We start from the raw sequence: 13,080 nt of genomic DNA on the forward strand, positions 1-13,080 counted from the left end.
GGGCCTGACCGGGGCTGGCTAGACCGGGGGTGGGGCCCACCACGCCGGCAGCAAGCGCTGCACCTCCGCCCGAGCGAAGCGGTCGTCGATCAGGTGGACGACGCCGCGGTCCTCGGTCGTGCGGATGACCCGACCCGCCGCCTGCACGACTTTCTGCAAACCTGGGTAGAGGTAGGTGTAGTCGTATCCCGCGCCGAAGAGTGTCTCCATGCGCGCCCGGATCTGCTCGTTGACCGCGTTGACCTGCGGCAGCCCGAGCGTGGAGAGGAAGGCGCCGATGAGCCGCCGCCCGGGCAGGTCGACGCCCTCCGCGAACGCGCCGCCCAGCACCGCGAAGCCGACGCCGCGGCCGTCGACGGTGAAGCGGTCGAGGAACTGGCGCTGTTCGCCCTCGCTCATGCGGCGCGACTGGCGCCATTGCGGCACTTCGGGATGGCGCTCGGCGAGCAGCGCCGCGACCTGTTCCAGGTAGTCGTAGCTGCTGAGGAAGGCCAGGTAGTTCCCGGGCGCACGGCCGTACTGCGCGGCGATCAGGTCCGCGATCGGCTGCACGGAGGCCCGTCGGTGCTGGTAGCGGGTCGAGATGTGCGAGGCCACATGCACCTGCAGCTGGCTGGCGTCGAAGGGCGAGGGCACCTCGACGCTCGCGTGGTTCTCGGGGAGCCCCAGCAGGTCGGCATGGAAGGCCTGCGGCTGCAGCGTCGCGGAGAACAGCGTGCTCGTGTGCGCCGCCGCCAGACGCGGCTTCAGGAACGGCGCGGGGACGATGTTGCGGATGCAGATGATCGACGGCGCCGCCTTGCCGTTGACGCTGGCCGGTTTCTGGACATCGACCAGCGAGTGCGGTCCGAAGGACTCCACCGCGCGCGCCACATGCATCGCCTCGAAATGGAAGTCCAGCAGCGCCTCGTCGATGTCGTCGGGATGAGCCGCGAGGTGTTCGGCGACCACGCCGATGCCGTGCTGGAGCGCGCTCAGCAAGGACTCGGGGAAAGCCTCGTAGGCCGCGTAGGGCTCGACCTGCGCCTTGTCGATCGCGCGCCAGCTCCGGCGCACCTTGTCGAGGGCCCTGCGCACGAGCGGCGAGGCCGACGCGCCCGACGAGTGGCGCGCCTGGAAGAGCCGTTCCGGCGACAGCGTCGCGCTGTACATCTTGCGGCCGCGTTCGACAAGGTTGTGCGCCTCGTCGACCAGCAGGCCGATGCGCCACTGGTTCACCTGCGTCAGGCCGTGGAGCAAGGCGCCGTGATCGAAGTAGTAGTTGTAGTCGCCGACCACCACGTCGGCCCAACGCGCGAGTTCCTGGCTCAGGTAGTACGGGCAGACCTCGTGCGCCAGCGCGGCCTCGCACACGGCGGCGCGCGTCAACGCGATGCTTCCGCGCTCGTGGTCGCTTCCGCCTGCGCTTGCGCCTGCTTTGTCATCGTGTCCGATGCGCACGGCGGCCGCGCGCGCGGCGGGCAGGCGGTCATAGAAGCCCTTGGCCAGCGGACAGGACTCGCCGTTGCAGGCCTTGTCCGGATGCTCGCAGGCCTTGTCGCGGGCGACGAGCTCCAGCACGCGCAGCGGCATGGCAGGCGCCAGGCGCTCGATCGCATCCAGCGCGGTCTGCCGGCCCGAGGTCTTCGCCGCCAGGAAGAACACCTTGTCCAGCCGCTGCCCGGGGGCGGCCTTGAGCAACGGGAAGATCGTGCCCATCGTCTTGCCGATGCCGGTCGGCGCCTGCGCGAGCAGACAGCGGCCCGAGGTCGCTGCGCGATACACCGCTTCGGCCAGGGGACGCTGTCCGACACGGAAATCGCCGAACGGAAACTGCAGCGCCTGGAGCGCCGCATCGCGCCGCTCCCGGTGCTCGAGCTCGAGGACGGCCCAGGCGAGGAACCGCTCGCACAGGGACTCGAAATGCACGCGCAGGACTTCTGCCGTGCAGCGCTCGGTCAGCAGCGTTTCCTCCTGGCTGCCGAGCTCCAGGTAGACCAGCGCGACCTCGATGTCGGGCAGGTCCTCGGCCTGGCACTGCAGCCACGCGTAGACCTTGGCCTGCGCCCAGTGGAGCCGTCGGTGGGTGGGCCGCTGGCGATCGAGGCTGCCGCGGAAGGTCTTGATCTCCTCCAGACGGCGGCGCCCCGGATCGAAGCCGTCGGCGCGACCGCGCACGTGCAGGTCGCGGAACTCGCCGCTGAGCGTCACTTCCCGCCGGTAGTCCGGTCCGCGGCGCTCGTAGACAAGCGCATGGCCCGCGATGCCCTCCTGCGCCGTCGGCGCGGGCGTGAAGCGCAGATCGAGGTCGCCCTGCTTGGCGGTGAACTCGCAGAGCTCGCGTACGGCGACGGTGTAGGGCACGGGGAGGGTCAGGCTTGATCACTGTGGATGCGTACAGTATCTCAAATCCTTGTGTGTCGCCGCTGACATCAGGCCGCGACATCCGCGCTATCACTGCTCGCCACGATGGGGCGATACCAACGGGGAAGGGACGACCGGGCCGTCGCGGCGCGTCGGGCTTGAGTCGCCGGGGCTTTTCCTGCAACGCGACGCGGTGCACCGACGCGCCGCGACGACGTGACGCGACGACGCCGGGCGCCGCCGCATCTGCGGCGCCCGGCGTCAGGAGGGGACGGGAAGAACCGGTCGGTTACTTCATCGCCTTCTTGTCGGCCTCAGCCTTTTCCTTCATGGCCTTGGCATCCGCCTCGGCCTTCTCGTGGGTCGCCTTGGCGTCCTTTTCGCATTGCTTCTCGGCATCGCCCTTCATGGCGTTGCAGGCCTTCTTGGCCGCCTTGTAGTCGGCATCGGCCTGCTTCTTCAGCGCCTTGGCCTGGTCCACGGAGCCCGAAGTCGGGCTGGAGGCGGCTTGCGCCATGGCGCCGGTGGCGACGCCCAGGGACATAACAGCAGCGGTGGCGGCAACGATCAGGGAACGCTTCATGGATATCTCCTTGTCAGCTTGAGAATGGTGTCCGGCGACAGGGTCGCCGGACTGCGAGCCACCTGTTCTGGCAAGAAGCGATCCTTGAGAACTTGCAGGCGTTGCCAGGGGGCGGGCAGGGGTCCCGACGCGTTAACCTCCCGCGCCATGAACAAGCTTTACCAATCCCTGCACGACCGTCTTCCGCTCTGGCTGGCCGAATGGCTGGACATCTTCGTCCCGGTGCTCGAGGTCGCCGTCATCGGCTTCGGCGCGTGGCTGGTGATGCGCGTGGCGGCGCTCATCTCGCGGCGCCTGACCACCCGCTACGGCTTCCCGGTGAAGGTCGCCTCGCTGTTCCTGCGCAGCATCGGCGTACTGGTCTACGGCGGCGCGGTGTTGTGGTCGCTGGAACGCCTGGGCGTCTCGGGCTCGGTGCTGTGGACGGCCTTCACCGGTTTCGCGGCCGTCGGCGCCGTCGCGTTCTTCGCCGCCTGGAGCGTGCTGTCCAACCTCTTCTGCACGCTGCTGATCTACATCACGCAGGCGTTCCGGATCGGGGATGTCGTGGAGCTGCTGGAAGCAGGCGATCGACCCGGCGTGAAGGGCAGGGTGCTGGACATCAACCTGGTCTACACCACGCTGCTGGAGAGCGGCGACGCGCAGAGCGGCACGACGCTGCAGCTCCCGAACAGCCTGTTCTTCCAACGCGCGCTGAGGCGGTGGAACGGCGCCGCGGCCGAAGCGGCGCTGTCGCCCGTGCTGCACGTTCCGACGGATCGCGCGCCGCCGGTGTCGCCTTCCATCGGACGGATGGTGTAGCGGGATGCAAGGCTTGTCACCAAACCGGTGAACGCGGCGGGACAGGCCGTTGGGGGAACCGCTCGCCGGCGGGTCCGCGCGCTGCGCCATACATTTTTCGTATGGCGTCGACGTGTCGTCGTATTGGCTTTGAAAGAGTCGCGTCCCTAGACTCGCCGCTTTCATCCCGAAGCCTGTGCGAGGATTGCCATGCCTACCCGTCGCGTCGCCTTGAAGACCCCGTTCGAGGCGGTGGCCGCAGCCACTCTGCTGTGGCTGCCATTCGCCGCGTCCGCCGCGGACGTCTGCTTCTTCGAGCACTACAACTACCAGGGCGCGAGCCAATGCACCTCGGCCGCGAGCGGCGAGGTCGGGGCGGCCGTCACGGACCGCATCTCATCGGTGCGCGTGCCCGCCGGCACGCGGGTCACGCTGTATCAGCGTCCGGGCTTCAGCGGCAGCAAGCTGGAGCTCACCGCCGACGCGCCCAACCTCAACGAGCGCGGCTTCAACAACCTGACCTCGTCGTTCCAGGTTGCATCCACGACGCCGCCGCCGGTGGCCGCGCCGGTGTGCTTCTACGAGGACTACGACTATCGCGGCGAGAGCGAATGCACCACCGCGACCAGCGGCGACATCCAGGTCGTCCTCGACCGCGTGTCCTCGGTCAAGGTCCCGGCCGGCGTGAAGCTCTCGCTCTACGAGAACGGGGCCGCGTCGGGGCGGATGCTCGTGCTGTCGGGCGACGCGCCCAACCTGGCGATGGCGGGCTTCAACAACCTGACGTCGTCGTTCAGACGTGAGAGCACGGCCACCGGTGCGCTGCAGGTCGTCTTCATCGGCAACAGCTTCACGCACGGCAATGCCAATCCGGTGCTGCACTACAACTCGGCCTACGTCACCGACCTGAACGGCACCGGCTACGGCGGCATGCCGGGGATCTTCAAGCAGCTGACGGCGGAGGCCGGTTTGAATTACCAGGTGTCCATCGAGGCCGTCAGCTCGCAAACGCTCAAGTTCCACTACACGAGCAAGCGGGCGGTGCTCGACAACCAGCGCTGGGATGCGGTGGTGATGCAGGACCAGAGCAACCTTGATCCCAATGCGCCGGGCAATCCGGCCAACCTCATCACCTACTCTGGCCTGCTGGAGAAGTTCTTCCATGGCGTCGACGTGAATGCCAATGCGAACGCCGATTTGAAGACCAACGTGTGGCTGCTGGCCACCTGGCCGCGACCGGACCAGATCTACCAGCCCGGGGGGCACTGGTACGGACAGACGCTGGAACAGGCCGCCGCCGTGCTGAGCAACGGCTACAAGGCCGCGGCCACGCAAAACCGTGGGACGGCCGGCATGATCCCGGTCGGCGACGCCTTCGTGCGGGCGATCGGGCAGGGCGTCGCGGACCGCAATCCGTACGACGGCATCGACGGCGGCAAGCTCAATCTCTGGCTCGGCGACAACCACCACGCGAGCGCGGCGGGCAGCTACCTGGAAGCGTTGATGGCCTTCGGCCGGCTGACGGGCCGCGATCCGCGCAGCCTGGGCGCCAGCAGCGTGGCGGCGCAGGCGATGAACCTGACCGCGGCGCAGACGACGGCGTTGCAGGAGACGGCGTATCGGCAGTTGCTCGCGAGTCAGGCGCCGTGAGGCTTGCCTTGCGGTGAGGCACCCCCGAGGTGGAACAGGCGACGCGCATTGGCGTTGATGGCGAGATCGATGACGGCGCCTCGATCGTTGCCGTCGTCGATGAACCAGGCGGCAGGTCGGTCGAAGGGGCGGGGAGTGATGTCACGGATGCTCAGGAAAGCGCCTTCGCCAGCACCGGCAGACTGATGTCCATGCGGTAGTCGACGGCGGTGTGGTTGTCGTCGAACTCCTCGTAGCGGTGGGCCACGCCCATCGCTTCCAGCCGCCGGTGCATGCGGCGGGCGCCGTAGACCAGGTTGTACTGATCGACGTCTCCGCAGTCGATGTAGAGCGCCTTGAGCTTCGACAGCCCGGGGCCGTGCGTCTCGACCAGCGTCAGCGGATCCCAGGCCAGCCAGTTGGCCCAGCGCTCCGGGATCAGCTCGCAGGTGTCGAGGGTCACCGGCAGCCGCACGCCATAGGGCGCCGAGGGATCCGGGTCGAAGCTCGCGGCCTGCGCGAACATCATCAGGATGTGGACGTCGCTGTCCTTGGGCTTCCTCGCGGACCAGAAGGCGGCTATCCACTGGCCGATGTCGGGCTCCTTGGCGAGTGCGCGCAGTACCGGGACGAACTCGTGGCGATAGAGCAGCTCGAAGCCCATGTCGCCGGAGTGCACGGCCGCGGCGGACCAGAAGTCGGGATGGAGCAGGGCATGGACCATCGCGCCGTAGCCGCCGCTGGACTTGCCGAACAGGCCGCGACGGCCGTCGCCGCCGCAGTCGAAACGTTGTTCGACGAAGGGCACCACTGCTTCGCGGAGGAAGTCGTCCCAGCGGCCCATGGCGACCGAGTTGACGTACTGGTTGCCGCCGAGCTGGGTGAAGCAGTCGGGGAAGGCGACGACGACCGGCGGCATCTCGCCGGAAGCGATCAGGCGGTCCAGCCGCTCGGGCAGGTTCTCGCCGAAGTTCTTCCAGTTGGTGTGCACCGGGCCGCCGGCGGTGAAGCCGACGATGTCCACGAGCAGCGGCAGGCCGCGGCCGTCGTGGCCGTGCGGGATGTAGACGTCCACGCGGCGATTCGTCGGGGCGTTCACGAGGTTGCCGGCGAGGACCTCGCTGTCGAGGCTCAGGCGGTGCACGGTACCGGCGGGCGTGTTGGGATCTTTGTGCATGCGTGCGATGCTAATCCCAACGCGCCCGCTCGATGGCGGCAGCGCCGCTTCACCGCTCAGTACAGGCGCACATGCGCGGCCCAGTAGACCGTCTGCCCGCCGGTCGGCACGTTGTAGCCGCGCACCCGCAGCTTCCAGGGACCGGGCTTGACCGCGCCCGCCGCGCGCACGCGCTCGAAGACGCTCGGGATCGAGAGGCTCGACGCCCGCACCACGCCGGACGGATCGATCAGGCTCAGGTCCACATCGTTGTGCGCCTGCGTGGCGGTCTCCGGCCACCACAGCGCGGCGTCGAAGTTGTTGGGTGAACCGCCGGACACCTCGATCGGGATATCGATCGTCCCGCCGTTGGTGATGGTCACCTTGCCCCACCAGGCCCAGCCGTTGGTCGGCAGGTTCAGCTTGCCCGCGCCGCTGGTGTTGTTGAACGGGTAGGGCTGCTGGCCCGAGAGGATCAGCTGCGCATACACCTGCCCCGGATCGATGCTGAAGCTGGTGCCTCGCAGCCAGTTGCGCAGCAGCGCGGCGGCGCCCGCGGCGTAAGGCGTGGCGCCGCTCGTGCCGCCGAACACGCGGAAGGCGGTATCGGAGCCGCCGCTGGTGCAGTTCTGCCGCCAGCCGCAGCCGTTGCCCGCCGTCTCGGTGTTGGTGGGCGCCTGGATGTCCGGCTTGATGCGGTTGTCCGGCGTCGGGCCGCGGCTCTGGCTGTCCACCTGGTTGCCGGTCTGCACGTCGAAGTTGCCGACGCCGATCACCTTGTGCGCGACGGCCGGCTCGTTCACCGTGCTGGCCGCCGAGCCGTTGTTGCCGTTGGCCGCGATGATCACGGCGCCGGCATCGAAGGCGTTGTCCGCCGCCACGGAGATCGTGCCCGTGTGGCTGCCGCCGGCCTGCATCTCGGCCACGATCACGCGGTCGAGCACCGCGACCGCGCGCTGGAAGCCGCGCACCGAGGCGCTGACGCTCAGGTTGCCGCTGCACTGGTTGCTGCTGTCGAAGGTGGTGGGGTAGACCTTGAAGCTGTCCAGCGTGATGCCGGTGACCCCGCGGAAGGCATCGCCGCTGCGGTTGTTGCCGGTGATGATCGCGGCGCTGGAAGTGCCGTGGTCCCAGCAGTCGTCGTTCGGATTGAACGCGCTGCCGCTGTTGCAGTTGGCGCCGCCGTTCACGCAGTCGAAGCGGAAGTCGATGTGCGAGGGGCTGTTGAACAGGTTGTGGCTGAAGCGCGCGCCGGTGTCGAGCAGGCCGATCCAGCCGCCCGTGAGACCCAGCCCGAAGTAGGGGTCGCTGACCATGCGGGCGCGACCGTCCTGCACGTCGTCATTGTTGTTGGCGTTCTGCGGCGGGATCGTGCCGGTGTCGTCGAGCTCGATGGACAGCACGTCGTCGAGCGCGGCCAGTTCCTTGGCCATGCCCAGCTGCATCTCCACGGCCATCGCATTCACCAGCCAGAAGCGCTCCCGCACCTTGCCGCCGTAGCGATCGCCCAGCAGCGAGACCAGCTCGCGCTGCTGCACATCGCGGCGCGCGCGGAATTCACCCAGCATGGCGTCGGCCCGCTTCATCGCCGCCTGGTTCACCTCGGCATCGCGGCCCTGATCGGTATCGGGCTCGGGCAGCAAGGGCATCGTCAGGCTGTCGCGGAAGTTCACGACCAGCAGCGCCGTGGCGCCCGGGTCCTTGGCCAGCAGGCGCTGCAGCCGGGGATTGAGCTTGTCGCGTACCTGCTCGCGCGGCGGTTCCGGCTTGTCCTTCTTGAAGTCCACTCGCGTGCTCGCGTCCGCTGGCATCTGGCGGGCGGTGTAGGTGACGGTCTTGCCGTCGGACAGCAGCGCACCGTGGATCACATCCGCGGCATCCGCGCTCTCGCGCAGCACCAGCGAGCGGTTCTGCGCCGTCGCGGGCAAGGTCGTTCCGATCATCAGCAGCGGCGTCATCATCGCGGCCGAAGCGCTCAGTGCCAGACGGCTCAGTCGCCGCGTGTTCAGTCCTCGTGTCATCTCGATCTCCTGGGTAAGACAAGGTCCGATGCGTCCTTCACATCCAACCGGGGCGCATGGTGTGGCGGCTGGAAAGGTCCGGGCATCCCTAGGAAATCAACTCATCCCTAGGACGAAGGAAGCGCGGAGATGCCGATGAACACGAGGAAAAAAACCGACATCGGTTCTCGAGATTTGAAGGGACAGGATCACCCCATCGGTGGGATTGAAGGGGAGGAGGCGAGTGCCGGGCACTCTCCGTCCGCAGCGCCTCCCGGCGCCGCAGCCGTGTCGGCGATTCAGGTCTGGTCCGCCACCGTGAACTCGAACACCACGTTCGGCGCCTCATACCGGTAGCCCAGCGTGCCGCCGTGCTCCTCGACGATGCGGCGCGTGATGTAGAGCCCCAGGCCCAGACCGCTGCGATTGGGCGTGCCGCGTTCGAGGCCGCGTTTGAACGGCTCGAACAGCTCCGAGGCCACCGCGGGCGGAATCTCCTCGGCCTCGTTGGCCACGCTGAACCGCTGGCCGCCGTCGCCGGTCGGCGCCAGGGCGACGACCACCGGCCGTCCCGGCGCGCCGTAGTGACGCGCGTTCGAGATGAGGTTGGACATCGCCTGCGCCAGCCGCCCCGGATCGCCGGTCACGGCGGCCGGACCCGCCGTACGGGCGACGATCTCGAAGCCGGGATGACCCATCCGGACTTCCTCGACCAGGTCCAGCAGCAGTGCCTCCAGATCCAGCGGACGCTGTTCCGTGTGCAGTTGCATGCCGACCTCGGCCCGGCTGAAGTCCAGCACCTGGGTGATCAACCGGTGCATCCGGCCGCTCGAGGCGTCCAGGCGCGCGCCCAGCCGACCGGTCTGCGCGGGATCGGGTTCACGCTTGAGCACGCCCGCCACCATCTGGATGGCCTGCAGCGGATCGCGCAGGTCGTGGCCGAGCATCGCCAGCAGGTTGCGCCGAGCCGCCTCGACCTCGGCATGCCGCGCCGCGGCCGTTCGCTGCAGCTCCAGCATCAGCTGCTTGCCGAAACGCAGGTCCGTCTCGGTCCACGGCTCGGCGCAGTCCTTGACCTGCTCGCGCCATTCCGAGAAGGAGCCGCGCGGCGTCAGCCGCGGGCCGTTCGGGCCGCGCGCCACCACCTTGTCGGGCTGGCCCGCCCAGCGGACCGTCTCGCGCTGCTCCTTGCGCAGCACGATCAGGCGGCCGCCGTTGCTGGCGTCGAAGGGCAGGCACATGGCGCCGACCCAGTGGCCGAGCTGCGGGCGCAGCGCCTCGGGCCAGTCGTCGCTGCAGGAGCGCAGGGCCGGCATGTCGCCGGTCCAGGGCACGGTGGCGATGGCCACGGCCAGTTCCTGCGGCAGATCGCCGTCCGGCACCACCTTGCTCTGCTGAGTCAGCACCAGCGCGTCGGCGCGCAGGACGTCGCGCAGCCGCGCCGACTGGCCGAGCAGGGCGGTGATGGCGTCGTCCGCGATGCCCATGTCGGCCGCCAGTCCGGCCACCAGAGAGGCCGTGTCGGCCTGGCGCCGGGCGAACTCGCGGGCCTCGATCGTCGCGATCGCCGACGACAGGATGTGGGCCAGCACGTCGCAGTCCGAGCGCACCGGATAGGGCACCTGGAGCGAGCTCATGTGGTGGCAGGCGATCAGGCCCCAGAGCTTGTCGTTGACGACGATGGAGACGCTCATCGACGCGCCCACGCCCATGTTGTGCAGGTACTCGACGTGGATGGGCGAGACGCTGCGCAGCACCGAATGCGTCAGGTCCAGCGGCGGCGCCTCCGGATGGCCGACCAGGGCGACCGCGCGGTAGCTGACGTGCGGGATCAGCCGCAGCGTGTTGAGCAGGTAGAGCCGTCGCGCCTGCGCCGGGATGTCGCTGGCGGGGTAGCGCAGGCCGAGGTAGGAGGAGAGGGCGTCGGACTTGGCTTCGGCCTCGACCTCGCCGCTGTCGTCGTGGCGGAAGCGGTAGGCCATGACCCGGTCGAAGCCGGTCCAGGCGCGGATGGCGTCGACGGCCACCTGCAGCACGGCCTCCATCGACCCGGCGCGGCGGACGCGGTCGTAGACCCGTGCCTGCGAGCTCAGCGGCGCCAGCGGCTGGGTGCGGGGCTCGATCTCGATCAGGGTGTGGTGGTCGTGCACGTGGACGACGGCGTCGTGCGGTCGGCCGCCGATCTCGACCTCGCAGAAGGCCGGCATGCCGGGTGTGAGCGCGGCTTCGTCGGCGAGCAGCGTCAGCTCGCCATGGACCGCCCCGGGCAGCATCAGATCCTGCCAAGCCATGCCGAGCGCCGGCTGCAGGCCGAGCAGGGCGGGCACGTTGTCGCTCCACGCCGCGACGCGCCCCTCGCGCAAGGCGATCAGCAGGCCGTGCGGTTGGATGGAACCAGGAATGTGGATGGGTTCGTCGGCGCAGGACTGCAGCGTCGGAAACGAAGGCTCGATACGTTCCATGGGAAGTGCGCAATGGGGTACCGGACTTTACCCGCCGCCAGCTCTCTCCCGACCTCGCAGGGACCCGGAGATGCGGGTTCGAGGGCCGAAGGCCGGTCGGGCGCACGGATTGCCGCATTGACTGTCCGGCGCCGCTTTTCGCGCGTTGCATGGCACTTTGTTCCTCTGGAGGACAGACGATGAAGCAATTCAGCATCTTCCTGAGCGCGTTCTGCGCGACCTTGCTGGCTGCCGCCGCCATCGCGCAGACCACCGAATCGCCGGTCTCGACCAACGCCAGCCGGCGGCAGTCGGGGACCGTGGGACCGCCGATCGATGCGGCTTCCATGAACCAGCCGGCCGCGTCGTCGTCGCGACCGGGCAGGCCGACGGGGGCCCAGTCGGCGCCCCCGCCGGCTGCCGCGCCAGCGCCCGTTCAGGCGCCGGAAGTCGAGCCGGCCGACACCACGCCACCTCCAGCCACCGCGCCGGCGGAATCCGCCCGGCCTGCCGCGGGCAGTCGCGCCAGCCGTCGAGCGAGCGGGCGCGTGACCGAGGCCGATGGCTCCTCCGGCGGACTGCCGGTGAGGCCGGATCGGAACTGACGTCCCGCCATCAATGAATCTGTCCGACCTCGGATATGTCCCTCCTGTAGACATCATCCCCTGCGTGATGACGGACGAGTGGCTCCACGAGCGCGGCGACGGCTACCTCCCGGCCGTGATCCGGATGCGCGAGGGGCGGATCATCTCGCTCCGTTTCGGGGAGCAGGGGCGGTCCCAACCCAGGTGATGTCCGGTGGCGCCCCCCCAATGGGGCAGGCGCAGGGCGGCTGTCGCAGGTAGGCTCGGGCTTTCTCAGCCCGAACCTTCAACGACATGACCACCGACGCCTGCCACCAGCTCCGCCGAAGCCTGCTCGACCTCCACCGTTCGCTGGTGGAGCTCGAACGCGGCGACTATCAGAAGACCCACGGCCCGCAGAGCGCGGGAGAGTTCCTCCAGGTCATGGCTTTCGGCGACGAGATGAAGTGGCTGGAGCCGTTGAGCCGGCTGATCACGATGCTCGACGAGGCGATCGATGGCGCCGCCGATGCGAAGGAGACGCCGCTCCCGGTGGCGCAGCGCCTGCGCGGGCTGCTCAGCCTGGACCGCGACAGCGCGGATCCTTTCATGCGCCGCTACGCGGAGCGCTTCGACCAGTCGCCCGAACTCGTCAACGCGCATGCGGGCGTGATCGCGGCGTTGAAGGCGGTGGGGACGGTGTCGCCGCAGGCGTGAGGCCGGCGGCGTCGCAGAGCTCGGCCGGGATCACGATCTGGGCGACGATGAGCGCGGGACGGGCTACGACGTGGTGCTCTGTGGGTCGAGGAGGCCGTGGCGCTCCACGGGTTCATTCCGCCGCGGATGGGCGCGCATTCGGCCAATTCTTCGGTGCGCGAGAAGATGGAAGCGGGGATCCGCGCCATCGGGCGATTGAGCGCGGAGCGGCAGCAGTAGTCGTGTGGTGATTCTTCGTCCACTCGGAGCTAATGCCGAAGCGCTTGCCGATCGCCGTCCGTAGACTGCGCGCATGCAAGTGCAACCCTCGGCGCCAAGATTCCAGATCGCCGTGACGGCCGACGGCCTGCAGGCCCTCATTCCCGTGAAGCGAAGCTTCTTCGCCATGCTGTTCATGACGGTCTGGCTGTGCGGATGGGCCTACGGTTGGCACGATGTGGCTGGCAAGGTGTTCCGCGCGGGGCTGGCCGAGACGCCTGTTTTCCTGGCCGTCTGGCTGACCGCCTGGACCTGCGGCGGCTTGTTCGCCGTGCTCTCCCTGCTCTGGCAGTTCGGCGGGCGCGAGCTCCTGACGGCCAATGCCGCGTCGCTCACGTATCGCGCGGAGCTCTTCGGCATCGGTCTCACCCGCGTCTATGCGGCCGATCAGATCCGCGCGCTGCGGGTCGCGCCGATCACGGCAGAAGGGGCTGCGTTCAACCGCGCCGGCATGCCCCCTTTCCTCGGAAAGGCCTTCGGACCTCTGGTCTTCGACTACGGGGCCAAGACGATCCGACTGTTGCAAGGCACGGATGAGGCAGAGGCCAAGGCGTTGGTGAAACATCTGGCCGAGCGGCTGCCGCGCGCGGCGACGGCGGACTGACGACGT

Annotated in this window: 10 protein-coding genes; 5 read left to right on the forward strand and 5 right to left on the reverse strand. The window is 68.8% G+C overall.

The genetic code is table 11. The features are described from left to right. Positions 1-18: 18 nt before the first annotated feature. Positions 19-2,343 carry an ATP-dependent DNA helicase gene (locus PV762_RS06905; protein ID WP_421034287.1) on the reverse strand — a complete coding sequence of 775 codons (2,325 nt, stop codon included), beginning with the start codon at positions 2,341-2,343 and terminating at the stop codon, positions 19-21. A 289-nt stretch (positions 2,344-2,632) separates the two neighbouring features. After that, complete coding sequence (locus PV762_RS06910) at positions 2,633-2,926, reverse strand: hypothetical protein (protein ID WP_421034288.1); 294 nt, start codon at positions 2,924-2,926, stop codon at positions 2,633-2,635. A gap of 147 nt (positions 2,927-3,073) precedes the next feature. Between PV762_RS06910 and PV762_RS06915 the strand changes: the two genes are divergently transcribed. After that, positions 3,074-3,727, forward strand: a complete 654-nt coding sequence (locus PV762_RS06915; protein ID WP_421034289.1) for a mechanosensitive ion channel domain-containing protein — start codon at positions 3,074-3,076, stop codon at positions 3,725-3,727. A 189-nt stretch (positions 3,728-3,916) separates the two neighbouring features. Further along, positions 3,917-5,356: a beta/gamma crystallin-related protein gene (locus PV762_RS06920; RefSeq protein WP_421034290.1), complete on the forward strand. Its 1,440-nt coding sequence runs from the start codon at positions 3,917-3,919 to the stop codon at positions 5,354-5,356. A 151-nt stretch (positions 5,357-5,507) separates the two neighbouring features. On the opposite strand, the gene PV762_RS06925 is transcribed toward PV762_RS06920, so the two are convergent. From PV762_RS06925 to PV762_RS06935, 3 genes are all read right to left on the reverse strand, one after another. Then, a complete protein-coding gene (locus tag PV762_RS06925; protein ID WP_421034291.1) occupies positions 5,508-6,512 on the reverse strand; it encodes an alpha/beta hydrolase in 1,005 nt (334 codons plus the stop codon). A gap of 56 nt (positions 6,513-6,568) precedes the next feature. Beyond that, positions 6,569-8,512: a S8 family serine peptidase gene (locus tag PV762_RS06930; protein ID WP_421034292.1), complete on the reverse strand. Its 1,944-nt coding sequence runs from the start codon at positions 8,510-8,512 to the stop codon at positions 6,569-6,571. Between the two features lie 278 nt (positions 8,513-8,790). Further along, positions 8,791-10,953 carry an ATP-binding protein gene (locus PV762_RS06935; RefSeq protein WP_421034293.1) on the reverse strand — a complete coding sequence of 721 codons (2,163 nt, stop codon included), beginning with the start codon at positions 10,951-10,953 and terminating at the stop codon, positions 8,791-8,793. 179 nt (positions 10,954-11,132) lie between these two features. On the opposite strand from PV762_RS06935, the gene PV762_RS06940 reads away from it, so the two are divergent. The 3 genes from PV762_RS06940 (at position 11,133) to PV762_RS06950 (ending at position 13,074) form a co-directional block, all read left to right on the forward strand. Then, on the forward strand, positions 11,133-11,537 hold the full coding sequence (locus PV762_RS06940) for a hypothetical protein (protein ID WP_421034294.1): 405 nt from the start codon (positions 11,133-11,135) through the stop codon (positions 11,535-11,537). 273 nt (positions 11,538-11,810) lie between these two features. Next, positions 11,811-12,212 (forward strand): hypothetical protein, encoded by a 402-nt coding sequence (locus PV762_RS06945; RefSeq protein WP_421034295.1) that lies wholly within the window; start codon positions 11,811-11,813, stop codon positions 12,210-12,212. Between the two features lie 331 nt (positions 12,213-12,543). Continuing rightward, on the forward strand, positions 12,544-13,074 hold the full coding sequence (locus PV762_RS06950) for a hypothetical protein (protein ID WP_421034296.1): 531 nt from the start codon (positions 12,544-12,546) through the stop codon (positions 13,072-13,074). Positions 13,075-13,080 lie beyond the last annotated feature (6 nt).

The organism is Mitsuaria sp. CC2 (assembly GCF_048957715.1).
In the GTDB taxonomy this organism is placed as follows: Bacteria; Pseudomonadota; Gammaproteobacteria; order Burkholderiales; family Burkholderiaceae_C; genus Roseateles.

Coding starts and splice junctions, on each gene's coding strand:
- PV762_RS06910 (WP_421034288.1), bottom strand. CDS start 2,926: ATGAAGCGTTCCCTGATCGTTGCCGCCACCGCTGCTGTTATGTCCCTG.
- PV762_RS06915 (WP_421034289.1), top strand. CDS start 3,074: ATGAACAAGCTTTACCAATCCCTGCACGACCGTCTTCCGCTCTGGCTG.
- PV762_RS06920 (WP_421034290.1), top strand. CDS start 3,917: ATGCCTACCCGTCGCGTCGCCTTGAAGACCCCGTTCGAGGCGGTGGCC.
- PV762_RS06925 (WP_421034291.1), bottom strand. CDS start 6,512: ATGCACAAAGATCCCAACACGCCCGCCGGTACCGTGCACCGCCTGAGC.
- PV762_RS06930 (WP_421034292.1), bottom strand. CDS start 8,512: ATGACACGAGGACTGAACACGCGGCGACTGAGCCGTCTGGCACTGAGC.
- PV762_RS06935 (WP_421034293.1), bottom strand. CDS start 10,953: ATGGAACGTATCGAGCCTTCGTTTCCGACGCTGCAGTCCTGCGCCGAC.
- PV762_RS06940 (WP_421034294.1), top strand. CDS start 11,133: ATGAAGCAATTCAGCATCTTCCTGAGCGCGTTCTGCGCGACCTTGCTG.
- PV762_RS06945 (WP_421034295.1), top strand. CDS start 11,811: ATGACCACCGACGCCTGCCACCAGCTCCGCCGAAGCCTGCTCGACCTC.